Annotated in this window: 21 protein-coding genes and 1 pseudogene; 11 read left to right on the plus strand and 11 right to left on the minus strand. The window is 73.2% G+C overall.

Going from position 1 to position 24936, the window contains the following annotated elements; translation table 11 throughout:
* Nucleotides 1-8 precede the first annotated feature (8 nt).
* Nucleotides 9-1064 carry a LacI family DNA-binding transcriptional regulator gene (locus tag KUM03_RS33805; RefSeq protein ID WP_217254389.1) on the minus strand — a complete coding sequence of 352 codons (1056 nt, stop codon included), beginning with the start codon at nucleotides 1062-1064 and terminating at the stop codon, nucleotides 9-11.
* Between the two features lie 149 nt (nucleotides 1065-1213).
* A pseudogene (locus KUM03_RS33810) lies at nucleotides 1214-2498 on the minus strand (RNA-guided endonuclease InsQ/TnpB family protein).
* A 425-nt stretch (nucleotides 2499-2923) separates the two neighbouring features.
* Between KUM03_RS33810 and KUM03_RS33815 the strand changes: the two are divergent.
* From KUM03_RS33815 to KUM03_RS33830, 4 genes are all read left to right on the plus strand, one after another.
* On the plus strand, nucleotides 2924-4249 hold the full coding sequence (locus KUM03_RS33815; protein ID WP_217254390.1) for an ABC transporter substrate-binding protein: 1326 nt from the start codon (nucleotides 2924-2926) through the stop codon (nucleotides 4247-4249).
* A 5-nt stretch (nucleotides 4250-4254) separates the two neighbouring features.
* A complete protein-coding gene (locus KUM03_RS33820) occupies nucleotides 4255-5265 on the plus strand; it encodes a carbohydrate ABC transporter permease (RefSeq protein ID WP_217254391.1) in 1011 nt (336 codons plus the stop codon).
* A 12-nt stretch (nucleotides 5266-5277) separates the two neighbouring features.
* The gene (locus tag KUM03_RS33825) at nucleotides 5278-6189 is read left to right on the plus strand and encodes a carbohydrate ABC transporter permease (protein WP_217254392.1); all 912 of its coding nucleotides are present in this window, start codon (nucleotides 5278-5280) and stop codon (nucleotides 6187-6189) included.
* A 252-nt stretch (nucleotides 6190-6441) separates the two neighbouring features.
* Complete coding sequence (locus tag KUM03_RS33830; protein WP_217254393.1) at nucleotides 6442-7899, plus strand: GH1 family beta-glucosidase; 1458 nt, start codon at nucleotides 6442-6444, stop codon at nucleotides 7897-7899.
* A 71-nt stretch (nucleotides 7900-7970) separates the two neighbouring features.
* On the opposite strand, the gene KUM03_RS33835 is transcribed toward KUM03_RS33830, so the two are convergent.
* Both KUM03_RS33835 and KUM03_RS33840 read right to left on the minus strand, forming a co-directional pair.
* Nucleotides 7971-9383, minus strand: a complete 1413-nt coding sequence (locus KUM03_RS33835; RefSeq protein WP_217254394.1) for a HAMP domain-containing sensor histidine kinase — start codon at nucleotides 9381-9383, stop codon at nucleotides 7971-7973.
* Nucleotides 9380-10099: a response regulator transcription factor gene (locus KUM03_RS33840; RefSeq protein ID WP_217254395.1), complete on the minus strand. Its 720-nt coding sequence runs from the start codon at nucleotides 10097-10099 to the stop codon at nucleotides 9380-9382. Before KUM03_RS33840 ends, KUM03_RS33835 begins: the two co-directional genes overlap by 4 nt.
* 118 nt (nucleotides 10100-10217) lie before the next feature.
* Between KUM03_RS33840 and KUM03_RS33845 the strand changes: the two genes are divergently transcribed.
* Nucleotides 10218-10790: a hypothetical protein gene (locus KUM03_RS33845; protein ID WP_217254396.1), complete on the plus strand. Its 573-nt coding sequence runs from the start codon at nucleotides 10218-10220 to the stop codon at nucleotides 10788-10790.
* Nucleotides 10791-10867: 77 nt separating this feature from the next.
* Here the strand turns inward: KUM03_RS33845 and KUM03_RS33850 are convergent, their stop codons facing one another.
* Nucleotides 10868-11737 (minus strand): spermidine synthase, encoded by an 870-nt coding sequence (locus KUM03_RS33850; RefSeq protein WP_217254397.1) that lies wholly within the window; start codon nucleotides 11735-11737, stop codon nucleotides 10868-10870.
* A gap of 274 nt (nucleotides 11738-12011) precedes the next feature.
* Nucleotides 12012-12413: a hypothetical protein gene (locus tag KUM03_RS33855; protein WP_217254398.1), complete on the minus strand. Its 402-nt coding sequence runs from the start codon at nucleotides 12411-12413 to the stop codon at nucleotides 12012-12014.
* A gap of 298 nt (nucleotides 12414-12711) precedes the next feature.
* Between KUM03_RS33855 and KUM03_RS33860 the strand changes: the two genes are divergently transcribed.
* On the plus strand, nucleotides 12712-14133 hold the full coding sequence (locus KUM03_RS33860) for a hypothetical protein (protein ID WP_217254399.1): 1422 nt from the start codon (nucleotides 12712-12714) through the stop codon (nucleotides 14131-14133).
* A gap of 231 nt (nucleotides 14134-14364) precedes the next feature.
* Here the strand turns inward: KUM03_RS33860 and KUM03_RS33865 are convergent, their stop codons facing one another.
* Nucleotides 14365-14961, minus strand: a complete 597-nt coding sequence (locus tag KUM03_RS33865) for a histidine phosphatase family protein (protein WP_217254400.1) — start codon at nucleotides 14959-14961, stop codon at nucleotides 14365-14367.
* A 195-nt stretch (nucleotides 14962-15156) separates the two neighbouring features.
* On the opposite strand from KUM03_RS33865, the gene KUM03_RS33870 reads away from it, so the two are divergent.
* The 5 genes from KUM03_RS33870 to KUM03_RS33890 all read left to right on the plus strand — a co-directional run bounded on the left by KUM03_RS33870 (nucleotide 15157) and on the right by KUM03_RS33890 (nucleotide 21053).
* Nucleotides 15157-16167: a phosphatase PAP2 family protein gene (locus KUM03_RS33870; RefSeq protein ID WP_217254401.1), complete on the plus strand. Its 1011-nt coding sequence runs from the start codon at nucleotides 15157-15159 to the stop codon at nucleotides 16165-16167.
* Nucleotides 16064-17308 (plus strand): hypothetical protein, encoded by a 1245-nt coding sequence (locus tag KUM03_RS33875; protein WP_374225414.1) that lies wholly within the window; start codon nucleotides 16064-16066, stop codon nucleotides 17306-17308. Before KUM03_RS33870 ends, KUM03_RS33875 begins: the two co-directional genes overlap by 104 nt.
* Entirely contained in the window at nucleotides 17299-18897 is a 1599-nt protein-coding gene (locus KUM03_RS33880; RefSeq protein WP_217254402.1) for a hypothetical protein, read from the plus strand. The genes KUM03_RS33875 and KUM03_RS33880 overlap by 10 nt, the downstream gene beginning before the upstream one ends.
* Nucleotides 18894-20270 carry an AAA domain-containing protein gene (locus KUM03_RS33885; protein ID WP_254400289.1) on the plus strand — a complete coding sequence of 459 codons (1377 nt, stop codon included), beginning with the start codon at nucleotides 18894-18896 and terminating at the stop codon, nucleotides 20268-20270. Before KUM03_RS33880 ends, KUM03_RS33885 begins: the two co-directional genes overlap by 4 nt.
* Nucleotides 20271-20504: 234 nt before the next feature.
* Nucleotides 20505-21053 carry a MarR family winged helix-turn-helix transcriptional regulator gene (locus KUM03_RS33890; protein WP_217254403.1) on the plus strand — a complete coding sequence of 183 codons (549 nt, stop codon included), beginning with the start codon at nucleotides 20505-20507 and terminating at the stop codon, nucleotides 21051-21053.
* Here KUM03_RS33890 and KUM03_RS33895 read toward each other — a convergent pair.
* Genes KUM03_RS33895 through KUM03_RS33910 form a run of 4 tightly spaced genes read right to left on the minus strand, consistent with a single transcriptional unit; the run spans nucleotide 21032 to nucleotide 24932 of the window.
* Nucleotides 21032-22087 (minus strand): aromatic ring-hydroxylating dioxygenase subunit alpha, encoded by a 1056-nt coding sequence (locus KUM03_RS33895; RefSeq protein WP_217254404.1) that lies wholly within the window; start codon nucleotides 22085-22087, stop codon nucleotides 21032-21034. The two genes, KUM03_RS33890 and KUM03_RS33895, sit on opposite strands and share 22 nt — an antisense overlap.
* A gap of 1 nt (nucleotide 22088) precedes the next feature.
* Complete coding sequence (locus tag KUM03_RS33900) at nucleotides 22089-22316, minus strand: recombinase-like helix-turn-helix domain-containing protein (RefSeq protein WP_217254405.1); 228 nt, start codon at nucleotides 22314-22316, stop codon at nucleotides 22089-22091.
* Nucleotides 22317-22335: 19 nt separating this feature from the next.
* Complete coding sequence (locus KUM03_RS33905; RefSeq protein WP_217254406.1) at nucleotides 22336-23286, minus strand: PDR/VanB family oxidoreductase; 951 nt, start codon at nucleotides 23284-23286, stop codon at nucleotides 22336-22338.
* Between the two features lie 14 nt (nucleotides 23287-23300).
* Nucleotides 23301-24932 (minus strand): thiamine pyrophosphate-binding protein, encoded by a 1632-nt coding sequence (locus tag KUM03_RS33910; protein ID WP_217254407.1) that lies wholly within the window; start codon nucleotides 24930-24932, stop codon nucleotides 23301-23303.
* Between the last annotated feature and the right edge of the window lie 4 nt (nucleotides 24933-24936).

Consider the following 24936-nt stretch of genomic DNA (forward strand, 5'->3'; position numbering starts at 1 on the left):
CGGACGGGCTATGACGACGCCCGCTCCACCAGCTCCGTCGGCAGCACCACCTGGTGCCGGTCCAGCCCCCGGGACGCCGCCGGGCGGCGGTCCGCGATCTCGGTCAGCAGGAGGTCTATCATCGCGCGGCCCATCTCCTCGATGGGCTGGCGGACACTGGTGAGCGGCGGCTCCATGTGGCGGGCGATGGCCGAGTCGTCGTAGCCGACCAGCGCCACGTCGCCCGGGATGCTCCGGCCCGCCTCGCGCAGCACCTGGCGGGCGCCGGCCGCGGTGACGTCCGAGCCGGCGAAGACGGCGTCCAGGCCGGGGCGGCGGCGCAGCAGTTCCGCCATGGCTCGGCGGCCGCCCTCCTCGGTGAAGTCGCCCGCCTCGATCAGCTGCTCGTCCACCGCGTGGCCGGCGTCGCGCAGGGCCGCGCGGTAGCCGTCGACGCGCCGCTGGGCGCCGTAGACGTCGAGGCGGCCGGTGATGTGCGCGATGCTGCGGCGTCCGCGGGAGAGCAGGTGCTCGACGGCCGAGCGGGCGCCGGCGAAGTTGTCCGAGTCCACCGACGCGAGCGACTCCGCGGCCGAGCGCGGGCCGCTGATCACCGCGGGGATCTCCAGCTGGGACAGCATGTCGGGCAGCGGGTCGTCGGCGTGCACGGAGACCAGCAGGACGCCGTCCACGCGGTGCGCGGCCAGGTACTGGGCGAGCCGCCGCCGTTCGCGGTCGCTGCCCGCGAAGATCAGCAGCAGCTGCATCTCGGTCTCGGACAGCTCCGCCCCGACCCCCTTGAGCATGTCCGAGAAGTACGGTTCCGCGAAGAAGCGGGTCTCCGGTTCGGGCACGACCAGCGCGATCGCGTCCGTGCGGTTGGCGGCCAGCGCGCGGGCCGCCGTGTTCGGGACGTAGCCGAGTTCCGCGACCGCCGCCTCGACGGCCGCCCGGGTCGCGTCGCTCACCCGGGGCGAGCCGTTGATCACCCGGGACACCGTGCCGCGGCCGACGCCCGCCCGTGCCGCCACCTCTTCGAGGGTGGGCCGGCCACCGCTCCGCCCACGCACTCCGTGGCCTGCCATCGGCTCCGCCTCCCGTCGACACCCCCGCACTCTGCGGCTGGCCTGGAATTTAACAGGCCGGTCGGGTGTAATGACCGGCTCCGGACCGCCACCCGCCGTACGGAGGGCCTTCCGCGCCGTTCCCGGCGTCCGGTCAACAGGCAGATAAGTCAATTACCCGGCCCTGAATTCCCGGGCTTGCACGACGGCGCACCACTGGCGGTGATGCTGCGTTTGCGTCCAGCCCCGGCCCGCCGTTGCGGGGGTGGGGCAGGGGCCGTTGACGGGGCCCCGCGTCCCCACAACTCCCACGCCCTCGCGCGGATGTTGCGGGAGCCGTTCCGGTCGGCGTGATCAACGAATCCGCAGGACCGGCACGCGAACCGGGCCTGACAGACCCGGTTCACCTCGTCGATGTGGCCGCACTCGGCGCAGGTGCGGGAGGTGTACGCCGGATCGACGTGCACCACGGGTACCCCGGCGCGGCGGGCCTTGTACGCGATGAACTGGCCCAGCTGGGCGAAGGCCCAGCTGGAGTGGGTGGCCCTCCCCCACTGCCCTAAAGGCGTGGGAGGTACCCCCAGGCTTGCGAAGCCGTACCCGTTCGCGGATGCCCGTCAGGTTCTCCAGGGCGATTCCGCGACCGGTGCGTTCTGCCTCGGCCACCACATGCTTCGCGATCTTGTGGTTGATGTCCCTGGCCCGTCGCGCTTCCTTGTGGCGACGCTTCCTCAGCCTGCGCCTGGCGGACGGGGTGTTCTTCTTCTGCAGTTTGGCGCGCAGGCCGCGCTCACGGGCCCGGATGCGGTTGAGCGCGCGTCCGGCCATGATCTCGCCGTCCGAGGTGGTGGCGATGTTCACGATTCCGAGGTCGATGCCGAGGAAGTCCACCGGGTCCGTGCTCAGGGGTGTTTCGGGGACCTCGCAGGTTGCGTTCAAGAACCACATGCCGTCCCGGTGGACGAGGTCGGACTCGCCCTTGCGGTACAGCGCGAGCGTGGCCAGGTGCTCCGGCGAGGCGGTGAAGGCCACGTTCTTCAAGCGCCCGCCGGTGGTCCACACCGACACCGTCCGCTCCGTGATCTGCCAGGAGAGCATCCGGTCGTCGAACGGCTGCGCACCATGAGGACGGAAGACGACAGGCTTTCCGGTGGCGCGACGGTTACGTGCCGAGCCGGGACGGCCCAGTCGCCCCGCCTTCAGGTTCGCCCTCAGCGTGGCATACGCGTCACAGGTCTTCTTGATCACATGCTGGGCCGCCTGCGCGCCCAGACTCCACCGCGACTTCACCTGCGCATAGACGAGCCTGCGCAGGGCGAAGTTTTTGAACTCCCCCCGCTCGAAAGCCACCTCGCTCGCCCAGGTGGCCGCCTCGTTGCAGGCGCGCAGGGTCGCCACCAGAGCCGCCGCCTGCACGGGCGTCGGCGCCAGTTTGACCTGCACCACCAGCTTCACGATCACCGAGCGTAGACACACTCGCAACGCTCAGCCACACGTTCCCCACCCACCACCCCATCGAGTGACAACGACTCGGGCCGACAGGCAACGAAAACGCAGCCACCGCACAACCGAACGGATACACCGGCGCCGCAGGACTACGTGCTGCGCCACACTATGGCGCGAGCCTCCCCTGACGCGGGCCCCGGATCCCTCGCGAAAATGAACTGAACGCAGTTCGTCGCGTCCGTTCCCTTGACACCCCCGCCCGGAGCCGCGACTCTTCAAGACATCACTTGTGGGAGCGCTCCCACACTACCTGGCACTTACACATCCCGCACGTTCCCCGCCCGAGCCGCAGCGACGAACGAACGACATGAAGCAGCGGGTCCAACCATGCAGTTGGCCGGGGGGTCGGCACGTCAGGGCAACAGGAGGACGCAATGCGAGCAGCACGCAGAGGATCGGCCCGCAAGGCGGTGGTCGTGGCGGCCATCGCGTCGCTGGGCGCCGGGCTGCTGGCCGGCTGTGCCGACGACGGCAAGGACGAGGACAGCTCGTCGTCGGGCGACAGCAGCGGCAAGACCACCATCACCCTCGGCCTGTTCGGCACCATGGGCTTCAAGGAGGCCGGGCTCTACGAGGAGTACGAGAAGCTCAACCCGGACATCAACATCGAGGAAACGGTCACCGAGCGGAACGAGAACTACTACCCCGCTCTGGTCAACCACCTCACCACCGAGAGCGGCCTCCAGGACATCCAGGCCATCGAGGTCGGCAACATCGCCGAGGTCGTCGAGACCCAGGCCGACAAGTTCGTGGACATGGCCAAGGTCGAGGGCGTGCAGCCCAGCAGCTGGCTGGACTGGAAGTGGAAGCAGGGCGTCACCAAGGACGGCAAGGCGGTCGGCCTCGGCACCGACATCGGCCCGATGGCCATCTGCTACCGCAAGGACCTCTTCGAGAAGGCCGGCCTGCCGACCGACCGCGACGAGGTCAGCGCGCTGTGGGCGGGCGACTGGAACAAGTTCATCGAGGCCGGCGAGAAGTACAAGAAGGGTGCCGGCAAGGACACCTACTTCATGGACTCGCCCGGCGGCCTGATCAACGCCATCCTCAGCAGTGAGGAGGAGAAGTTCTACGACGCCTCCGGCAAGGTCATCTACAAGACCAACCCCGCCGTCAAGAAGGCCTTCGACCTGACCGCCGAGGCCGCCGAGAAGGACCTGGTCCAGGCGCAGACCCAGTTCCAGCCGGCCTGGGAACAGACCATCTCCAACAACCTCTTCGCCACCGTCGCCTGCCCGCCGTGGATGCTCGGCACCATCAAGGGCAAGTCCCAGCCCGAGGCCGCCGGCCAGTGGGACGTGGCCGCGGCGCCGAAGTCCGGCAACTGGGGCGGCTCCTTCCTGGGCGTGCCCAAGAGCGGCAAGAACGTCGAGGAGGCGCAGAAGTTCGTCGCCTGGCTGACCGCGCCGGAGCAGCAGGCCAAGCTCTTCGCCGTGCAGGGCAGCTTCCCGAGCGCGCCGGCCGCGTACAAGCTGCCGCAGGTGACGGACGCCAAGAACGAGATGACCGGTGACGCGCCGATCGGTGCGATCTTCGCCAAGGCCGCCGAGTCCATCCCGGCGCAGGTGATCGGCCCGAAGGACCAGATCATCCAGCAGGGTCTGACGGACAACGGCGTCATCCTCGTCACCCAGGGCAAGTCGCCCGAGGAGGCCTGGGAGAACGCCACCAAGACCATCGACAACAACCTGGAGAAGTGACCGGAATGACCACCCGGCACGACACCGCCGCGCCCCCCGCGAAGGGGGGCGCGGCCCCGGGCGGACCGCCCCGTGACGCGGTCGTCGCCGATGCGGCGAAGAAGCGGGCCCGGCTCTCCCGCCGCTGGCAGCGCGACCTGCGCTGGAGCCCGTACGCGTTCGTCTCCCCGTTCTTCCTGCTGTTCGCCGCCTTCGGCCTGTTCCCGCTGCTCTACACCGGCTGGGCCTCGCTGCACACGGTGGAGCTGACCGCGCCCACCGAGATGGAGTGGGCGGGCCTGGACAACTTCACCAGGATCTTCGACGACGACTTCTTCTGGAACGCCGCGCAGAACACCCTGACCATCGGCATCATCTCCACGGTGCCGCAGCTGCTGATGGCGATGGGCCTGGCGCACATCCTCAACTACAAGCTGCGCGGCTCCACGTTCTACCGCGTCGTGATGCTCGCGCCGTACGCGACGTCGATCGCTGCCGCGTCGCTGGTCTTCGTGCTGCTCTTCGGCCGCGACTACGGCATGATCAACTGGGCTCTCGACCTGGTCGGCCTGGACAAGGTCGACTGGCAGAGCGACAAGTGGCCGTCCCAGATAGCCGTCTCGTCGATCGTCATCTGGCGCTGGACCGGCTACAACGCGCTGATCTACCTGGCGGCGATGCAGGCGATCCCGCAGGACCTGTACGAGTCGGCGGCGCTGGACGGTGCCAGCCGGTGGCGGCAGTTCATCCACGTCACGCTGCCCCAGCTGCGTCCCACGATCCTCTTCACGGTCGTCGTGTCGACCATCGGCGCCTCGCAGCTGTTCGGCGAGCCGCTGCTGTTCGACGCCAACAAGGGCGCCTCCGGCGGCTCCCAGCACCAGTTCCAGACGCTCGGCCTGTACCTGTACGAACAGGGCTGGATCAACCAGCACCTGGGCCGCGCCTCCGCGATCGCCTGGACGATGTTCCTGATCCTCATCGTGATCGGGCTCGTCAACTACGTCATCTCGCGCCGGCTGCGCGCCAGTAGTTAAGGAGAACCGGCCGTGACGACGACCCTGACCAAACCCCCGGCCGAGCCGGTGCCCGAGCCGCCCCGGCGAGGCAGCCGCCGGCCGAAGTCGGCCCGCGCCGGCGGGCAGATGCACGCCGGCCCCGTCGCGTACATCATCCTCGCCCTGTTCACCATCGGCTCGCTGTTCCCGCTGGTGTGGACGGCGATCGCCGCCTCCCGCGACAACCAGCGCCTGGCCCAGACGCCGCCGCCGTTCTGGTTCGGCGGCAACCTCTTCGACAAGATCGAGATCGCCTGGACCGACGCCAACATGGGCGAGGCGATCCTCAACACCACGATCGTGGCGGGCATCTCGGCGGTCACCGTCGTCTTCCTGTCGACGATCGCCGGCTTCGCCTTCGCCAAGCTGAAGTTCCGGGGCCGCAGCGCCCTGATGCTGATCGTGGTCGGCACGATGATGATCCCGCCGCAGCTGAGCATCATCCCGCTGTACATGATGGTGGCCAAGCTGGACTGGACCGACCAGCTCCAGGCGGTGATCTTCCCGTCGCTGGTCAGCGCGTTCGGTGTGTTCTTCATGCGGCAGTACCTGCTCCAGGCGCTGCCGGACGAGATCATCGAGGCGGCCCGCGTGGACGGCGCGAGCAGCTGGCGCGTGGTGTGGCACGTGGTGTTCCCGGCGGCCCGGCCCGCGATGGCCGTCCTCGGCATGCTGATCTTCGTACAGGTGTGGAACGACTTCCTGTGGCCGTTCCTGGTGCTGACGCAGAACGGCAACCCGACCGTGCAGGTGGCGGTGGCGGGCCTCGGCCGCGGCTTCACCCCGGACCAGGCCCTGATCATGGGCGGCGCGCTGCTCGGCACCCTGCCCCTGCTGCTGGTCTTCGCGATCTTCGGCAAGCAGATCGTGGGCGGCATCATGCAGGGCGCCGTCAAGGGCTGACACCTGTCCGTCGCCAAGGGCTGACGCCGTCCCGGGGGCCGGGCCACCGCCGTCCCGGCCCCGCCTTCCCCCCTCGTACTTCCTACCCGTCGGTCTTCCACGATCCGCCCGTCGGTCTTCCACGATCCGCCCGTCGGTCTTCCACGATCCGCCCGTCGGTCTTCCACGATCCGCCCGTCGGTCTTCCACGACCGCCCGCCGGTCTCCCACGACCCGGGCGGCACGCCACGACCCCTCTATGGGAGCGCTTCCATGCTTGAGTCCGCAACGCCGGTGACCCCGGTGACCTTCCCCCCTGCCTTCCTCTGGGGCGCCGCGACCTCGGCCTACCAGATCGAGGGCGCGGTGCGGGAGGACGGCCGCACCCCCTCGATCTGGGACACCTTCAGCCACACGCCGGGGAAGACGGCCGGCGGCGACACCGGTGACATCGCTGTCGACCACTACCACCGCTACCGCGACGACGTGGCGCTGATGAAGGAGCTGGGGCTCGGCGCCTACCGCTTCTCCATCTCCTGGCCCCGGGTGCAGCCGACCGGCCGCGGCCCCGCCGTCCAGCGCGGCCTGGACTTCTACCGCCGCCTGGTGGACGAGCTGCTGGCCGCCGGGATCAAGCCGGCCGTCACCCTCTACCACTGGGACCTGCCGCAGGAGCTGGAGGACGCCGGCGGCTGGCCCGAACGGGACACGGCGTACCGGTTCGCCGAGTACGCGCAGATCGTCGGCGAGGCGCTCGGCGACCGCGTGGAGCAGTGGATCACGCTCAACGAGCCGTGGTGCGCCGCCTTCCTCGGCTACGCCTCCGGCGTGCACGCCCCCGGCCGCACCGACCCGGCGGCCGCACTGCGCGCCGCGCACCACCAGAACCTGGCGCACGGCCTGGGCACCGTGGCGCTGCGTTCGGTGATGCCGGCCCGCAACTCGGTGGCGATCAGCCTCAACACGTCCGTGGTCCGGCCGCTGTCGCAGAGCCCGGCGGACCTGGCGGCCGCGCAGAAGATCGACGACCTGTCCGGCGGCATCTTCCACGGCCCGATCCTGCACGGCGCCTACCCGCGGACCCTGCTGGAGGCGACGGCGCCGGTCACCGACTGGTCGTTCGTCCAGGACGGCGACCTGGGGCAGATCCGCCAGCCCATCGACGCCATCTGCCTCAACTACTACACGCCCACCGTCGTCTCGGCCGCCGACGCCGACTCGCGCGCCCCGCGCGCCGACGGCCACGGCGAGAGCGACCACTCCCCCTGGCCCGCCGCTGACGACGTGGCCTTCCACCAACCGCCGGGCGAGCGTACGGAGATGGGCTGGAGCGTCGACCCGACCGGCCTGCACGAGTTGATCATGCGCTACCACCGGGAGGCGCCCGGCCTGCCGCTGTACATCAGCGAGAACGGCGCCGCCTACGACGACAAGCCCGGCGCCGACGGCACGGTGCACGACCCCGAGCGGGTCGCCTACCTGGACGGTCACCTCAAGGCCGTCCGCCGGGCCATCGCGGACGGCGCCGACGTGCGCGGCTACTACCTGTGGTCCCTGCTGGACAACTTCGAGTGGGCGTACGGCTACGAGAAGCGGTTCGGCGCGGTGTACGTCGACTACGTCTCCCAGCAGCGCACGCCCAAGTCGAGCGCCCTGTGGTACGGGCGGGCGGCCCGCACGGGGGCGCTGCCGCCGGTGGAGTCGGCGGAGGGCGACGCCTCGGCCGAGTAGGCCCCTGCCCGGGGAGCGACGGGGCGGTTCCGGGCGGAGGTCGGCGATGTCCGGGTGGGCTCAAGGGTGACTCAAGGGAGAGATCGGGGCCGGTTGACGGAGGGGATCAGCCGGGGGTTGCGGCGCCGTCGCACGTTTCCGCGGTGTCCGTGCCGCCGCTCCGGTGCCGCCCGCCCGTCCAGCTGGATCCAGATCCGCACCTCGGTGCCGCCCAGCACGGAGGAGCCGATCCGTACGTCGCCGCCGGTCGACTCCGCCAGCCGGCGCACGATGTCCAGGCCGAGCCCGGTCGACCCGTCGCTGCCCGAACCCCGGCCGCGGGCCATCGCCGCCTGAGGGTCGGATATGCCGGGGCCCGCGTCCGACACGAGGACGATCACCGCGTCCTCGCCGTTGTGCAGGTCGACCGCGAAGGCCGCGCCCTCGGCGGTGTGCCGGAAGACGTTGCCGAGCAGGGCGTCCAGGGAGGCGGCCAGGTCGGCGCGGGCCACGGGTATGCGCACCGGCCGGTCGGCGCCGGCCACCCGCCACTTGCGGCCCTCGTCCTCGGCGAGCGCGGACCAGAAGACCATCCGCTCCCGGACCACTTCCGCCGCGTCGCACCCGGCGCCGGGACCGGCCGCGGCCGTCTGCGGCTTGGCGTCCCGGGCGGTGCGGATGATCGTGTCGACCTCGCGCTCCAACTGCTCGACGGCCGCCCGGGTCTGGTCGGCGGCCGGCCCGTCGCCGAGCGAGGCCGCGTTGAGCCGCAGCACGGTCAGCGGGGTGCGCAGGCGGTGGGACAGGTCGGCGGCCAGCTCCCGTTCGTTGGCCAGCAGCTGGACCACCTGGTCGGCCATGGAGTTGAACGCGACGGCCGCGAGCCGCAGTTCGTTCGGCCCCTCCTCCGGCACCCGCGCGCCCAGCTTCCCCTCCCCCAGTTCGTGCGCGCCCTCGACGAGGCGCTGCGCGGGTTGCACCATCCGTACGCCCAGCCGGTCGGCGACCGCGACCGAGCCGACGATCAGGGCGGCGCCGACGGCGGCCAGCACCGCCCAGGCCGTGCCGACGCCGTTGGTGACCTCGGACTCGGGGACGTACACCTCGACGACGGCGATCTCGCCGGAGCTGAGCGCGACCGGCTGGAGCAGGGTGGAACCGCCCTCGACCTCCGTGGTGGAGGCGCGGCCCATCTCGCGCACTGCGGCGATGTCCTGATCGGTGGCGCGCTGCCGGCCGATGTCGGTGGCGTCGGTCCGCGCGTCGAGTCCCGGTATGTGCACGGCCATTCCGGCGTCGGAGCCCGCGGAGGCGACGACGCGCTCCAACTGGTCGCGGTCGGTGGTGATGGACAGCGCGGGGGCGACGGCGGCGGCCTCGCGCTCGGCGTTGGAGAAGGCGCGGTCCCGGGCCATCTCGCGGATGACCAGGCCGAGCGGGACCGCGAAGGCGACCACGACCATCGCGGTGACCGCCAGCGACACCTTGACCAGGGCCCACCTCATCGTGGCGGCTCCGCACCGGGAGCCGGGGCGGCGGGCGGCTCCAGCTTCACGCCGACACCGCGCAGGGTGTGCAGATAGCGGGGCCGGGCCGCGGTCTCGCCCAGCTTGCGCCGCAGCCAGGACAGGTGGACGTCGATGGTCTGGTCGTCGCCGTAGGACTGCTGCCAGACCTCGGCGAGCAACTCCTTGCGCGGGACGACGACTCCCGGCCGTCCGGCCAGAAAGGCGAGCAGGTCGAACTCCCGACGGGTCAGGTCGAGCCGGGCACCGTCCAACTCGGCCTGGCGGCGCAGGGGGTCGACGGTGAGCCCGCCGACCCGGATCACGGTCTGAGGCGCCGCCTCCGCGGGACCGGACCGGGCCCGGCGCAGCACGGCCCCCATCCGGGCCGACAGGTGCTCCACAGAGAACGGCTTGGTCAGGTAGTCGTCCGCGCCCGCGTTCAACAGCCGTACGACCTCCGCCTCGTCGTCCCGGGCGGTGGCGACGATCACCGGCACGTCGGTGATGCCGCGCAGCATCTTCAGCGCCTCGGAGCCGTCCAGGTCGGGCAGTCCGAGGTCCAGGATCACCACGTCGAAGCGGAAATGGGCGACCTCGCGCAGCGCCTCCAGTGCCGTACCGACGCTGCGCACGGTGTGCGAGGCGTCGGTCAGATGCCGGATGAGCGCCGAGCGTACGAACTGGTCGTCCTCGACCACGAGCACACTTGCCATGGGCGGCACCGTACGCCATGCGAGAAAGCCCGGTGCGGGCCTGTGGACAACTCCCCCGGGCCCGCGTTACAGCACGTTCGCGCGACACGCGTGGGGCGGGTGAGGCAGTATGGCCGCGATGCGCAGAGGACTCGTCCACGTGATCGCCTGGCTGCTCGCCACCGGCGCCGCGGTCACCCTGTCGTGGTGGGGCGTCCACACGGTGATGGCGGGCACGGCCTACGACGCCCCCCGCGCGCTGCCCATCACGGCGGCCGACGCGAGCGTCCGGGACGGGGAGGACGACGACGGCGAGAGTGACGGCGGGGAGTCCCTCGCGTCGTCCACCAGCCGGCCGTCGCCCTCGCCGTCGGGCAGCGCGTCGCCGACGCCGAGCGGAACGCCCCGCGAGCCCGGCCCCGCTCCGTCACGGACCGCGCCGTCCACCGCGCCGCCCGAGGAACCGACGAGTCCCGCGCCCGCGACGTCCGGCCGGGTCAGGAGCTACGACACCGACGGGGGCCGCGCGGTCTTCGACCTCGGTACGTCGTCCGCGTCCCTGGTGTCGGCGACGCCGGGGGCGGGCTGGTCGATGCAGGTGTGGAAGACGGAGTCGTGGATCCGGGTGCAGTTCACCTCGGGCGCGGACCGGGTGTCGGTCTTCTGCACGTGGCACGACGGGCCGCCGAGGGTGGAGATCGGCAGCTACTGAGGGGCCTTCCGGTGCCGGTTCGGCCAGTTCGGCCGGTTCACCGGAACTTCGGCCGGTTCACCTGAACTTCGGCCGGTTCACCGGAACACGGAGTCCGGCGGGGCGGGCGAGTCCACGGCCGCCGCGTCCGTCACGGGTGCGGCGCCGCCGGTGAAGTCCCTCAGCGCACGGCCGTCTTCCACGCGCGCGGAGTGCGGGTCGGAGGCGGCCCGCCGGGTGAGTTCGGCGACCGGCAGCGGGTGGTCGGCGGCGACGAGGACCGCGTTGCCGAAGCGTCTGCCGCGCAGTACGACCGGGTCGGCGACGAGGGCGAGTTCCGGGAAGCGGGCGGCGGCGGTGGCGATCTGGCCGCGCAGGTGCGCCAGCGGCGGGCCGTCGGCGATGTTGGCGACGTAGACCCCGCCGGGCGCGAGCGCGCGCCGGACCTCGTCGAGGAACTCGGCGGACGTCAGGTGGGCCGGCGTGCGGGCCCCGCCGAACACGTCCGCGACGACCAGGTCCGCCCAGCCGTCGGGCACCTTGGCCAGCCCGGCGCGGGCGTCGGTGGAGCGCACCCGGATCCGGGCGCCGGGGTCCAGTGGCAGCTCGCGGCGGACCAGCTGGACGAGACCGGCGTCGCGCTCGACGACCTGCTGGGTGGAGCGGGGGCGGGTGGCGGCGACGTAGCGGGCGAGGGTGAACGCGCCGCCGCCGAGATGCACGGCGTGCACGGGTCTGCCGGGCGGGGCGACCAGGTCGATGACGTGGCCGATGCGGCGCTGGTACTCGAAGGACAGGTGCGCCGGGTCGTCGAGGTCGACGTGCGACTGCGGGGCGCCGTCGATCAGCAGCGTCCAGGCCCGGGGCCGCTCCCGGTCGGGGACCAGTTCGGCGCGCCCGCCGTCGACGTCCTCGACGACGGCTTCGACGGCCGCGCGCCCGCGGCGGGTGTTCCTGGACCTTCCCATCGGCCCATTATCGGACGACGCCGGGAGCGGACCGTCGTCCGGTCACCGGTCATGCCGTACGCACGGCGCTCGTCGTCCGGGCGCCGGGTCACGTCCGCGTCGCACGGCGCTCGTCCGGGCGCCGTGCCACGTCAGGGTCGGCGGACGTCGTGCGTACGTCGTGCCGTGTCCGGGTCGGCGGACGTCGTTCCTGCGCCGGGCCGGGCGGTGTCCGCCGGCCGCCGGCCGCGCACGGGCCCGCGGTGAGCCGGCGGCGGGGCTGCCGTCGGCCCGCTCAGCGGCAGCTGTCCGCGGCCTCGATCAGCCGGGCCGCCTCGCCCAGCGCGGCCCGCAGTACGGCGGGGTCGGTGGCCAGGTCGGCCTCACCGGGCGGCAGCAGCCAGTCCGAGCCCTCCACCGGAGGCTCCGGGTCCGGGGCGAGGCGCAGTCCGCGGCCGTCCGTCTCCGTGCAGGTGCTGCCGGGTACGTCCCAGGCGGCGGCCGTGCCCGAGGGCACCAGGAAGCCCAGGGTGTCGCAGCCGTCGTCGTGGATCACGGGGCCCACCCCGTCACCGGTGCCCCGCCTGAGGATGTCGACCGCCTCCAGGCCCTGCCGGGTCGGCACGGTGACGACGTCGCAGGCATCGCAGGCGGGTTCGCCGATCCGTCCGGTATCGCTGATCCGTCTGGTATCCATCCCGGCCTCCACCACGGAACTCCTCCTTGGACGAGCGGGTCGGGAGTCGGGGGCCTCCCGGTCCACCCGGTTCAACGCGGCGGAACGTCAACGGCTACGGCGCAAGTCAGCCGCAAAGGATGGCACTTCATGGCAGATCGGGGATGAGATATCCGGTTTGTAGCCAAACACCGCGTGGCCGTTCCGTCACAGCCGGTACGTTCTTGCTCGCCGGGAACGGGGCTGACGAACGGAGGAACGACCGCGCGTCCCCTGTTTCCCCGGCATGGTTCGACGGTTCGCACGAGAGGACCCGGCCATGGCGTCGTCAACGGTGACCTCTGCCCAGCCCGACCGGCCACCGCGGCCCAACCTCGCCTTCCGGCGGCTGCGCGGGAAGCGCTCGCCGGCCGAGTTCGCGGCGGCGGTGCGCCGGGCCGCGCTCGAGATCGGCGAACGGGTCAGCTGTGACGCGCGCTACGTCGGGCGGGTCGAGGCGGGCGAGATCCGCTGTCCCAACTACGCGTACGAGCGGGTGTTCCTGCACATGTTCCCCGGCCGCACGCTCACCGACCTGGGGTTCGCGCCCCGCTCGTCGGTACGTGGGCGCCGGGCGCGCGCCGCGAGTGAGACGCGGGGGGCGCGGGAGCCGTATGACACGCAGGAGACGCGGGACACGCAGGACCGGCAGTACCCGTACGACACGCACGACGACAACGAGGAGAGCGACGTGCTGCGTCGCGCATTCATGACGAGCGGTGCCACGGTGGCCGCCGCCTCGCTGGGCCCCCTGGGGCTCGCCCACGACGCCGCGGCGGCCGGACGCCCCCCGCGCAGGGCCGGGGCGGGTCACGCGGGCGCTCTGGAAGAAGCCGTCCGCCGGATCAGGCTGCTCGACGACCGGCACGGCGCGGACGGCCTCTACCGGCGCGCGGCGGCCCCGCTGCGCACGGCGTACGCGCTGCTGGACGCGGGCGCGACCCGGCAGGCGACGGCGGACCGGCTGTACGCGGGCGCGGGGGAACTGGCGATCTCCGTGGGCTGGCTGGCGCACGACTCCGGGCGCTTCGACGACGCGCGCTCCCACTACGCCGAGGCCCTCGCCACCTCACGCATGACCGGCGATCCCGCGCTGGAGGCGCACGCCTTCTGCAACATGGCGTTCCTGGCCCGTGACGCCGGGCGTCCGCGCGAGGCGGTCCGGGCGGCCCAGGCCGCGCAGCGCGCCGCCCGCCCGCTGGGCTCGGCCCGGCTGATGTCGCTGCTCGCGCTGCGCGAGGCGGGCGGCTGGGCGGGGCTCGCCGACCGGGTGGGCTGCGAGCAGGCGTTGGCCCGGGCGCAGGCGCTGTTCGGGCGGGGCTCCTCGGACACCGACCCCGAGTGGATGAGTTTCTACGGCGAGGCGGAACTGGAAGGCCTGGAGGCCCAGTGCTGGTCGACCCTGGGCGACTGGCCCCGGGCGGCCCGGCACGCACGCCGGGCGGCCGGGCTGCAGGACCCGCACTTCACCCGGAACCTCGCGCTGTACTCGGCGGAACTGGCCGACGACCTGGCCCGCGGCGGCCGTCCCGACGAGGCGGCCGGGGCGGGGCTGCGGGTCCTGGACCTCCTGGGCGAGGTCCAGTCCTCCCGCATCCACACGATGCTGGCGGGCACGGCCCGGGTACTGCTCCCGCACCGGCGGGCGTCGGGCGTGTCGGCCTTCCTGGACCGCCACGGGGCGCTGCCGCGGTCCGCGTGAGCGCGGCCCGGGTGAGCACGGTCTGCGTGAGCGCGGCCCGCGTCGGTGCGGCTCCCGTCGGTGCCCGGCACGGCCCGGGTGCTGCTCCCGCACCGGCGGGCGTCGGGCGTGTCGGCCTTCCTGGACCGCCACGGGGCGCTGCCGCGGTCCGCGTGAGCGTGGGCTGCGTCGGTGTGGGCCGCCGGGCGGTGTCGTGACCCGGCGTCGCGGGGTGCCGTTGTGCCCGCCCGCTCAGCCCGCCAGGTGCCCCAAGTCGTTCCAGCTCTCCAGCGCCGGCTCCCCGTACGCCCACCCCAGCACCGACAGCGACGTCGGGTTCAGCCGTATCCGGGCCGCGAAGTCCAGCGGCAGGCCCAGCCACCGCGCGCCGATCGACCGCAGGATGTGCCCGTGGGCGAAGACCAGGACGTCCCGGTCCGCCTCCCGCGCCCACGCGACGACCTCGTCCGCACGCGCGGTGACGTCCGCGAGGCTCTCCCCCTGCGGCACCCCGTCCCGCCAGATCAGCCAGCCGGGCCGGACGGCCTGGATCTCGGCCGGCGTCATGCCCTCGTACGCCCCGTAGTCCCACTCCATCAGCGTGTCCCAGGTCTCAGCGCGCTCGCCGAAGCCGGCGAGTTCGCAGGTCTCACGTGCGCGGGCGAGCGGACTGGTGCGCACCTCGACGCCGGGCAGTCCCTCCAGCGGGGCCCGGTGCAGCCGCTCGCCGAGCAGTTTCGCGCCGCGCCGGCCCTCCTCGAGGAGCGGCACATCGGTCCTGCCGGTGTGCTTGCCGGACAGCGACCACTCGGTCTGTCCATGCCGGGCCAGCAGGATGCGCGGTGCCATGAAGGGGGCCTTTCCGGGAGAAATGTCTGAGCGGACACCCCCATCATCGCGCACGCCCCGTACGGGCAACCCGGGGGGCGATGCCCGCGTCTATCAGGGCCGAGGGCGCTCCGTGAAGCGGGCGCGCACAGGCCGTAGAGTGGCACGTCCGTGTCAACGAGGCGCAAGCGAGAACGAAGGGGGAGGGCGATCGGATTGCCGCACACCGAGGCACCGGGCACCGAGGCGACCCCGGCGACCCCGAAGACTCGGCTGCGCTGGTGGACCGAGCTGCCGCTCATCCTCCTGGTCTACGCCTGCTACTCCGCGGGCCGCCTCCTCGTGCGGGGCGACGTCTCCGACGCGGTCGACCACGGCCTGGCCATCCTGCGCATAGAGAAGGCGCTGCACCTCAACGCGGAGCACCCGCTCAACCGTCTCTTCACCAGTGAGCCGTGGATCGGCATCCCGGCGGACTTCTGGTACGCGTCGCTGCACTACCTGGTCACCCCGGCGCTCCTGATCTGGATCTTCCGCTCCCGCGCGGTGCGCTACCGGGCCGCCCGGACCTGGCTGATGACGTCCACGTTCATCGGTCTCATCGGCTTCACGCTTCTGCCGACCTGCCCGCCCCGGCTGCTGGAGGCGAGCCACGGGTTCGTCGACACGATGGCCCAGTACAGCTCGTACGGCTGGTGGGGCGGCGAGGCGAGCGCGCCGCGCGGTCTGGGCGGGATGACCAACCAGTACGCGGCCATGCCGAGCCTGCACGTGGGCTGGTCGCTGTGGTGCGGGGTGATGCTGTGGCGCCACGGCGGCACGCGCGCGGCGAAGGTGGCCGGCGTCGTCTACCCGCTGGTGACCACGATCGTGGTGATGGGCACCGCCAACCACTACTTCCTCGACGCGGTCGCGGGCGCGGCCGTGATGGGCGCCGGGCTGCTGCTGACGCCGTATGTGATGCGGACCTCGGACCGGGCGCGGGCCCTGCTCGCGGCACGCTTCGCGACGCGCACCGCGTCCGGCTCCGCCACCGCGCCCGACGCGCTCGGCTCCTCCGGCGCACCGGTCACCGAGGGCGCGGTTTCCCCGATTGTCAGTGGTGGATGCCAGACTTCCGCGGGTGAGCGATTTCCACGGCAGCGCGAGCAGCGGCCGGCGCGAGGAGCCGAGCCGGACCCCTCCCCCTCGGACGCGGGGGACGAGACTCCGGCACCGGCTCGCTGAGCTGCGCGGCCCGGACGTACCGGCCAAGGCGCTGGACGCGCGGGCGCTGGCCGCCCTCGCCGCCAACCCGGGCTGCCGGCGGCGGGCGATCCTCGACGGTGCCGGGGTGGACAAGGCCTCGCTGGCGAGCGCGCTGGGCTCGCCGTCGGTCTTCGGGCAGTCGCAGTTCGCGTTCACGCGCGGCAACGCCTTCGAGGCGCGGGTCAAGGCGGACGGCGGCGCCGAGCTGCTGCGGTTGGTGCACGAGAAGCTCGACCGGGGCGCCGAGCCGCCCGCCGACGCGCACGTGCCCGACCTGTCCGCGTCCGGCCCCGAGGGCCGCGCCGCCCGGACGGCGCTGGCGCTGCGGGAGGCGACCGCCGGTACCGCGGCCGGGCCCGGCGGCACTCCGCAGGCGCCGGGCGCTCCTGGTACGTGGACGCTCCTCGACCACCCGATGCTCGCCCTGGACGTCGCCGGCTCCCCTGCCTTCCTGGAGCCGGACGCCGTGGTGGTGCATCCGGACGGCAGCTGGACGGTCGTGGAGATCAAGTCCTTCCCCATGCTGGACGGCTCCGCCGATCCGGCGAAGGTGGGCGCCGCGGCGCGGCAGGCCGCGGTGTACGTGCTGGCCCTGGAGCGGGTCGCCGCCCGGCTGGACCCCGCCCCGCGCGTACGCCACCGCGTCCTGCTGGTCTGCCCGAAGGACTTCTCCAACCTGCCCACCGCCTCCGCCGTCGACGTGCGCAAGCAGCGCGCGGTCACCGACCGGCAGCTGGCCCGGCTGACCCGCATCGAGGACATCGCGGACACGCTGCCCGAGGGCGTCTGCTTCTCCCCCGAACTGCCGGCCGAGGAGCTGACGGCCGCCGTGGAGGCGGTGCCTGCGACGTACGCGCCCGAGTGCCTGTCCGCCTGCGAGCTGGCCTTCCACTGCCGTGCCCGGTCCCGCGAGGCCGGCGTGGTGACCTCGCTGGGCCGCCCGGTGCGGGCGGAGCTGGGCGGTCTGTCGACGGTCGAGGACGTGCTGGCGGCGGCCCGCGGGGAGGCCGGTGACCCGGACGATCCGGCGGTGGCCGCGCTGCGCAGGGCGGCGGAGCTGCGGGCGGAGGCCCTCGCGGCGGCCGGTACCGGGACGCCGGGGGCGGCCGTATGTCCCTGATCACCACGCTGGCCCGGCTGGAGGCCGTGCGCACCGGCCGCGCCCAGCCCGCCGCCACCGTCCGGCACCGGCACCTGTCCGACCGCCCGCTGGTCTTCGTGCCGCTGATCACCGCCGGTGAGGCCGGCGCCCCGCTCGGCGCCCTGGTCGGCACCGACCGGGACGCGCCGCACCTGCTGGTCGTGCCGCAGCCCCGCGACCGCGACCTGCGGTTCGCGTTCCTCGCCGAGCTGGCCGGCATCGTGCTGCCGCACGTCGAGGCGTACGCGGACAGCGTCGAGGCCGCCGAGCGCACCGAGACCGACCCGGAGACGGGCAAGCGGGTCAAGGTCGAGGTCGACCTGTGCGCGGACGCCGCGCAGCTGATCGTGCCGTCCCGCGCGGGCGTCGACTTCGTGCGGCTGCTGGGCCGGTCGATGCGGTTCCGGCGTACGGCGGAGCAGGACCCGGAGACTCCGCACCCCGCGCCGCCGAGGGTGCCGCTGCTCGGGCGGTGGCTGACCCACTACGGCGAGCGGGCCCGGGTCCCCGGCTCCGCCCTGCTCCTCGCCATGACCGACCTGCTGGGCCGGCACTGGGCGACCGGTCAGTCCACGCTGGAGGACCAGCACCTGGGGGCGCTGCTCGCCTGGATCGCCCCGGACGAGGCGGGGCCGACCGGCGCGGAGGCGGCCCGCCGGGCCGAGCTGGCCCGTGACGCCGACGGCCAGTTGCTGTGTCCGCCCGCGGGCCCGGCCACCGACCCGGCCTTCGACAACAAGCTGCTCGCCCCCGCCATCGAGCGCTACGACCGGGCCCGCACCGCGCTCGCCGCCGCCGAGGACGGCCTGGAGGCCGACGACCGGCTCGGTGCGCTCACCGCCGCCGAACGCGAGATCCGCACACTCGTCGAGAGCCGCACGCGGCCCACCTGGGACGCGGTGTGGCGGGGCCTGGACCTGCTGCGGGAGCTGCCCGCCGGCGCGCATGTCGAGGACCGCTGGACCCGCGACCGCTGGTCCTTCACCTCCCACCGCGACCGCATCCTGTCCGGCGAGCCCCCGCAGCCGCGCCGCGACGACGCGGTGACCGCGGCCAACAAGCTCGCCACGCGGGAGCGGGAGCAGGCCCGGCTGGAGGCCCAGGAGGCGCTGGACGATCGGCTGGTGATGGCGGGGCGGCGGCTGGCCGGGGAGGCGTTCGCCGGGGAGGTCACCGACGTCGTGATGGCGTACAGCGAGAGCAGGCGGCCGAGCCCGCGCCCGCTGGTGACGGTCCGCACGGACGACCGGCCGCACCTGGGCGAGCGCGTGAGGGTCTACCGGTCGCTGGGCGGCAAGCCGCAGGCGGCCGAGTTCGTCGAGCAGCCGGAGGAGGGGGTCCTCGTGATGCGTGTCGTGGACAAGATGGGGCGTGGCAGGGAGCCCGAGGCCGGTTCGGTGCCGGAGAAGGGCGACCGGGTCTGCTTCACGCTCTTCGAGCACGAGCAGCGGGGCGGGGCGAAGCTGCCCGACCCGGACGCGACGCCGTGGACGCACGGCGGGCCGCCCGGTGAGGCGGCCGCGGTGCCGGAGGCCGCGGACGCCCAGACGGAGGAGGACGTCCTTTGACCGCCGAGACCGCCATCACCCCGGCCCTGGACACGGCCCTCGACTCCGCCTTCGACCCGGGTGCCGAGGCCGCCCGCGCGACCGCCGCGATCCTCCACGACACGCTGCACGGCACCGAGCGCGGCGTCGTCGTCGACTCCCCGCCCGGCGCCGGCAAGTCCACGCTCGTCGTGCGGGCCGCGCTGGAGCTGGCCGAGGCGGGCCGACCGCTGATGGTCGTGGCGCAGACCAACGCCCAGGTCGACGACCTCGTCCTGCGCCTCGCCGAGAAGAACCCGGACCTGCCGGTGGGCCGCCTGCACAGCAGCGACGCCGACCCGTACGACAAGGCGCTCGACGGCCTGGACAACGTACGCAAGTCGGCGAAGGCCGCCGATCTCGCCGGGCAGGCCGTCGTGCTGTCGACGGCGGCGAAGTGGGCGCACGTCAAGGTGGACGAGCCGTGGCGGCACGCGATCGTCGACGAGGCGTACCAGATGCGCTCCGACTCGCTGCTGGCGGTCGCCGGGCTGTTCGAGCGGGCGCTGTTCGTGGGCGACCCGGGTCAGCTGGACCCGTTCGCGACGGTCGGCAGTGAGCAGTGGGCGGGCCTGTCCTACGACCCGTCCGCCTCGGCCGTGACGACGTTGCTGGCCCACAATCCGGCCCTGCCGCAGCACCGGCTGCCGGTGTCGTGGCGGCTTCCGGCGTCGGCGGCGCCGCTGGTCTCCGACGCGTTCTACCCGTTCACGCCGTTCCGCAGCGGCACCGGTCACGGCGACCGGAGTCTCGCCTTCTCCGTCCCCTCGGACGGCTCGGGCCCCGACCGGGTGATCGACGAGGCCGCCCGCTCGGGCTGGGGCCTGCTGGAGCTGCCCGCGCGGCACACGCCGCGCACCGACCCGGAGGCGGTGCGGGCGGTGGCGGAGGTGGTCCGGCGGCTCCTGGACCGGGAGGGCGCGGCGACGTCCGAACGCGCGCCGGACCCCGTTCCCCTGACCGCCGACCGGGTCGCCGTCGGCACGGCGCACCGCGACCAGGCGGCGGCGGTGCGGGCGGCGCTGGCCGACCTGGGCGTGACCGAGGTGACCGTCGACACGGCGAACCGGCTCCAGGGCCGCGAGTACGACGTCACGGTCGTCCTGCACCCGCTCTCGGGCCGCCCCGACGCCACCGCCTTCCACCTGGAGACGGGCCGCCTGTGCGTCCTGACCTCCCGGCACCGGCACGCGTGCGTCGTGGTCTGCCGGGAAGGGGTCGGCGAGCTGCTGGACGACTACCCGTCCACGGAGCCGGTCCAGTTGGGCACGCTGGTGAAGTTCCCGGACGGCTGGGAAGCCAACCACGCGGTGCTGGCGCACCTCGCGGAACACCGCGTCGCCTGGCGGCCGTAACCCACCGGGCCCCTGCCCGGCAGGCGACCAGCGCGACGCCGCCTCACCCGCCGGACGGAGTCCGGCACGCCGCCGGAGGCGGCCGATGGACACAGCCCGGACGGCTGGGAGGCGAATCACGCGGTGCTGGCGCACCTCGCGGAGCACCGGGTGGCCTGGGGGCCTGACCCCCGGAGACGCGGTTTCCCTTAGGGCTAAGATTTCAATACCGAACACATGCCGCGAGGGGAAGACATGGCTCAGAGCAGGGCGGCGAAGCGGCCGGACGCCGTTGCGGGGATCGTCGAGGACTGGGCGCGGGAGCGGCCCGAGCTGGACACGTCACCGTTGGAGGTGCTGGCCCGGCTGCACCGGTCGTACCTGCAGTACCAGTCGCGGATGACCTCGCGGCTCGACGAGCACGGCGTGTCCGTCGCCGGGTTCGACGTGCTCACCGCGCTGCGCCGGGCCGGCGCCCCGTACCGGCTGACCGCCGGGCAGCTCGCGGACTCCGGGCTGATCTCCTCGGCCGGGGTGACCCTGCGGCTGGACCGGCTGGAGAAGGACGGGCTGCTGGTGCGCGAGCGCGATGCCGGTGACCGGCGCGTGGTGTACTCGCGGCTCACCGAGGCCGGGCTGGCGAAGGTGGACGAGGTGTTCGCCGAGCACCTGGAGAACGAGCGCCGGATGCTCGGCGGGATCTCGCCCGCCGAGCGTCGTCAGCTGGGCCGGCTGCTGGGGAAGCTGGAGCGGTCCATCGTGGATTCCGACGACCTCCCGGCTCAGCGTGCCGAGAGCGGCTGAGCTTTCGACTGCCGTGCGGCCTGGGCCTGGTAGAGGCGGCGCAGGCGGACCACGCCCAGGTCGTGCTGGTAGAGGTTCTCCCGCTGGTCGGCGTCGGCGGGCATGGCTTCGAGGATGATCCGGTCCTGCTCCAGGACCTCCCAGTGGCGGGCCTCGATGAGGGTCTTGTAGAGGAACCGCCAGGTGTCGCGCTGCCAGTCGCTCACCTTGCGGTAGCGCCAGAAGAAGACGCCGGTGCGGCCCGCGTCGACGGGGCAGGCCATACCGACGATGCCGAAGGGGCCGCCGGGGCCGGCCGACGGCGGGTAGGGGATGGACAGGTCCACCCAGTCGACGCCGGTGTGGCACAGCTCGACCCAGTCGAAGTTGACGCCCCGCTGGTCGGTCTTCTCGAAGAAGTAGCCCCGCTCGGTCTCCCGGATGCGGAACTTGGCGGTCGTGTCACCGGCGAACATCGTGTGCGACTCGGAGTGCAGGAACGCGCCGTGCATCGGGTCGAGCAGGTTCTCCATGGCGAACCGCCACGGCACGTTCCACTCGGCGTAGCAGAGGAAGGCGGAGATCCCGTCGTCGGCGAGCGGTTCGGGGAGGGTCAGCTCCACCGGCTCCGGGTGCTCCTCGTCGCCGAAGTAGGCGAGGATCGCGCCGCCGACCTCGCGGACGGGCAGCGAGGTGACGAGGGTCTTGCCCTCCAGGTTGCAGCCGGGCAGGCCGGGGACGGAGGTGACCGTGCCGGCGCCGTCGACCTCGACGCCGTGGTACCAGCAGGCGACCCGGTCGCCCAGGTGTTTGCCGAGGGAGAGGGGCGCCCCGCGGTGGGGGCAGCGGTCGGCGAGCATGGAGAGGCCGCCGTCGGACTTGCGGAAGAGCAGCCAGTTCTCGCCGAGGGCGGTCACCCTGCGCATGCCGCCGGGCTCGACGAAACTCGACGGTACGACGGGGTGCCACTGGTTGCGCAGGCCGTGGGCGTAGATGTGGTCGGCGGTGTCGCGGGTGGAGAGAGTGGTGGAGTGGGTGGTGGAGTGGGTCGTCATGTCAGGCTCCCAGGCGGTGCATCTCGGCGCGGAAGGACTCCTCGGTCCAGGGCTCGCCCGTGGGGGTGCGCAGCTGGCGGGAGTTGAGGCCGTCGATCACGTCGGACAGTTCGTGACCGTCCTTGGTGAAGATGTCCTCGAGGGTGCGCGCGAGCTTCGTCTCGTACGGGGTGGGCTCGTGGTCGCGGGTCTGGTGGGGGTCCAGGCTGGGCCAGGAGGTCTCGGGCACGGCGTTTCTCCGTAGGTGGTCAGAGGTTCAGGACGAGGCGGTCCGAGGCGCAGCGCGAGACGCAGATCATCATCGTCTCGCCGGTGGCGCGTTCGGCGTCGCTGAGCAGGAAGTCGCGGTGGTCGGGGGTGCCGGCCAGGACGCGGGTCTCGCAGGAGCCGCAGATGCCGTCGCGGCAGGAGGAGGCGACGGTGAGGCCCGCGTTCTCGGCGGCCTCCAGGACGGAGGTGCCGGGGCCGACGTTCAGGGTGACGCCCGACGTGCGGCACTCGACCTCGAAGGCGCTGTCGTCGCCGTCGTCCCGTGCGGTGGCCGGGGCGGCGAAGCGCTCGGTGCGCAGCCGCCCCTGCGGCGCCGCCTCCTCGACGGCCTTCAGCAGCGGCTCGGGACCGCAGCAGTACACGAGCGCGTCGGGCGGAAGGTCCGCGAGGACGCCCGCCACGTCGATGTGCCCCTGCTCGTCCTGCGGTACGAGGGTCACCTCGCCGCCGCCGAGCGCGGCGAGTTCGCCGCCGAACGCCATCGAGGCGCGGGTACGGCCGCCGTGGACCAGCCGGTAGGGGATGCCGTCCCGGTCGGCGCGGCGGGCCATCGCAAGGATCGGCGTGATGCCGATGCCGCCGGCGACGAAGAGGTAGGAGGCGGCCGGTTCGAGGGCGAAGTGGTTGCGCGGCCCGGCCACCCGCACAGTCTGGCCGGGCCGCACCTTGGTGTGCACGTGGCGCGAACCGCCGCGTGACGCCGGCTCGTTGAGGATGCCGAGCCGGTACACGCCCGTCTCCTCCGGGTCACCGCACAGGCTGTACTGGCGTATGTGGCCGCCCACGTGCAGGTCCAGGTGGGCGCCCGGTGTCCAGGCGGGCAGCGGTTTGCCGTCCGGGTGGACCAGTTCGACGGAGAGGACTCCGTCCGCCTCCCAGGTGGTGCGGTGGACGAGGAGGTCCAGTTCCTGCTCTTCGGTGGTGCTCATGTCGGCGGGCCTCCCTACCGGGCGGGGATCTTGACGGGCGGGGTGAAGGGGTTCTTCATCGGGCCGAGCGCGGCCAGGTCGACCTCGACGAGGGTCGGCCCGTCGGAGGCGACGGCCGCGTCGATCACCTTCGCGGCCTCGCTCGCGTCGCCGATCCGCGCGTACGGGAGGGAGCAGGCGGCGGCGAGCTGGGCGAAGTCGGGGGTGAACAGGTCGACGCCGGAGCGGCGTTCGGTGTAGGTGGCCTGCATGTTGCGCAGGACCCCGTACCCGCCGTCGTTGAAGACGATGAGCGTCAGCCGGGGCCGTTCCTGGGCGAGGGTGAGCAGTTCGCCGAGGTGGACGGCGAGTCCGCCGTCCCCGGCGATGACGACGGCCGGCTCGTCGGGGCGGGCGAGGGCGGCGCCGATGCCCATGGCGAGGCCCTGGCCGATGCCGCCGCCGCGCGGGAAGACGTTGGCCCGCGGATCGTGGATGGGCAGGAGGCGGTTGCCCCAGGCCGAGGAGGGAATGGTCACGTCCCGGGCGACGACGGCGCCCCGGGGCAGGGCGGCGGCGAGGGCGTCGCAGATCGCGGCCTGGGGGCCGATGCCGTCGTGCAGGGCGGCCCGCACCCGCTCCCGCACCTGCCGGACCCGGTCCGTCCACTCCGCGTCGGCCCGTACGGCGGCCTCGGTGAGGCGAGGCAGGACGGCCGCGGCGTCGCCGTGGAGACCGTGGCGGGCGGGGTACACGCGGCCGAGGGCGGCGGCGTCGACGTCGATCTGGATGTGCGCCTCGGGGAGGCGGAGGCCGTAGTCGGCGGTCTCGTTGGAGCGGAAGTGGGTGCCGACGGTGACGACGACGTCGGCGTCCGCGAGGAGGGCGCGAGCGGCGGGCGTGGTGGCGAAGTTGCCGATGACCTGGTCGTGGTCCTCGGGTACGGAGCCCCGGCCGGAGTTGGAGGTGAGCAGACCGGCGCCGGTCGCCTCCAGCAGGGCGTGGAGCTGGTCGCGGGCGGTGTTGGCGCCGCCGCCGGCCCAGATCAGCGGGCGCCGGGCGGTGGCGAGCAGGTCGCGTGCGCCGGCCAGCGCGGAGGCGTCCGGCACCGGAACCTCGACGGCGGGTGCGCTCTCGCCGTCGTCCTCCTGGACCGCGTACTGGAGGTCGATCGGCCACTCCACGCTCGCGGGCCCGCCCGGCGCGGTGAGCGCGGCGGCGGAGGCCTCGCGCAGGACGCGGCCCGCGTCCCGGGCGGAGGTGACGGTCGCGGCGTACGTGGAGACCGCGGCGAGCATGCCGAGCTGGTCCTTGGTCTCGTGGATGAAGCCGCGTCCGCTGCCGAGGTACGCCGACTCGACCTGGCCCGTGACGTGCAGCACCGCCGTTCCCGACGACAGGGCCTCGATCAGGGACCCGGCCGCGTTGCCCGCGCCGGTGCCGGTCGACGTGAGCGCGCAGCCGATGGAGCCGCGGGCCCGGCCGTAGGCGTCGGCGGCGTTGACGGCGCTCGCCTCGTGCCGCACCGGCACGAACCGCAGTTCCGGGTCGGCCTCGACGGCCTCCACCAGCGGCAGGTTGTGCACCGACACGATGCCGAACACGGTGTCGACGCCGAGGGACTTGAGGTGGGCGGCGAGGAGTCCGCCACCGTGGTCGTAACGCATGCGT

The organism is Streptomyces sp. AC602_WCS936, from assembly GCF_019049125.1.
GTDB lineage: Bacteria > Actinomycetota > Actinomycetes > Streptomycetales > Streptomycetaceae > Streptomyces.